General features: G+C 59.6%; 1 protein-coding gene and 1 pseudogene. Both read left to right on the plus strand.

Translation table 11 applies throughout. The features are described from left to right. Positions 1-274 precede the first annotated feature (274 nt). Positions 275-808: a HipA domain-containing protein gene (locus tag J8I34_RS35170; protein WP_245176353.1), complete on the plus strand. Its 534-nt coding sequence runs from the start codon at positions 275-277 to the stop codon at positions 806-808. After that, positions 708-1,363, plus strand: a pseudogene (locus J8I34_RS35690) (type II toxin-antitoxin system HipA family toxin). The gene J8I34_RS35170 and the pseudogene J8I34_RS35690 overlap by 101 nt, the downstream one beginning before the upstream one ends. Positions 1,364-1,424 lie beyond the last annotated feature (61 nt).

Raw genomic sequence — 1,424 nt, forward strand, 5'->3', positions numbered from 1 at the left:
GGATTGTGAAAAACCGCGACCCCCAGCCCTATCGGGGGAAGCCGCACCTCTTCCGTGGTGAGTACTTCAGCAGCCTGCTAAGGCCCTGTGGCCTGGTGGACACCCTGAAAAATTGTATAGCTGCCACAAGCTGCAGACATTTTTAGGACCACCGGGCGCGACTTTCATCGTGGAGCGGTGGAGCAATCCCCAAGCAGACTCCGGATAGATTTAGGCAAGCCACAGATCATCGATCGCCAACCTTGCAAAGATCGGGCTGACCATAGATTCAACTTTGCCTGGACAATGGCTTATAGGACACATCACTAACCTCAGAAAAGCAAATAATACGTTCTGCTTTAGTCAGCCTGCGCTATGGGGTCGGCGGGTTATCGATTGGGCTTTCAATCCGCATAGGCGCGCAGCGATCGACTATCTGGCCTTGGCTGGCGAAGACCGGATTGGCGCGCTCGGTTTCGCCTCGATGGTGGATTCCTACGAGGTCAATCATCCTCCCGTATTTCACCGCGGTGACTTACCGGGCCTGATCGAAGCTGCGCGTGCCGTCGAGTTGCAGCTGCCTATCGATGATCGTCTACGCCAGTTGCTGCGCCCAGGCGGCACTGCAGGCGGCGCCCGTTCGAAGGCGATTATTGATGATGACGGAAGCTCGTGGATTGCGAAGTTCCCCGCTGAAGGAGATGAAGTGGACTTCTGCGCGATCGAGCATGCCTCACTCGTGCTGGCGCAGGGCCTGCGGCATCGACGCGCCCGAGTCTCGGCTTGTTCCCTTGGGTCGTCAGAACGCGTTGTTGGTCAAGCGCTTTGACCGGGAGGCAGGCGGCGGCCGTATTCACTTCGCGAGTGCGCGCACGCTGCTGCTTGCCGAGGGCATCCCGGAGGAGCAAATGTCCTATGCGGATATCGCGGAGGTAGCCCGCCCTGTCTGCAGATGTTCCAGCGCATGGTCTTGAACATCCTGATCGACAATACCCACGACCACGCCAAGAATCACGCCTTTCTGCATCAGGGCGGGGAGAACTGGCGGCTGTCGCCAGTCTATGACGTCCAGCCGCAGGTGCAGGGGATTCCGTACCAGCAGCTGATCGTCGGGGACCACGGAACAAATCCGACGCTCGCGAACGCCCTCTCGCAAGCCAGCCGTTTCAGCTCCCGCCTCCCGAGGCGCACGCCGAAGGAGAGCAAATTGTGGGGATCGTATCGGGCTGGAGCAAAGTCTTCTCGGAGTCCGGTGTTCGCGCACGAGACATCCAGGAGCTTGAGCGCTCCATATTGCGCGATTCGGAACTGCCGCCGTTGCCGGCCGGCGGCGCACCGAACGGCGAGTGTAGGCGCGGTGGCACTGCAGCTAAGGATGGTCTGAACAACCTGCCGTAGCCGAAGGCCACGGCGTGCTCAGCACGCATTGATTTCACAGGATGAGA

This window comes from Cupriavidus phytohabitans (assembly GCF_017815025.1).
Lineage (GTDB): Bacteria > Pseudomonadota > Gammaproteobacteria > Burkholderiales > Burkholderiaceae > Cupriavidus.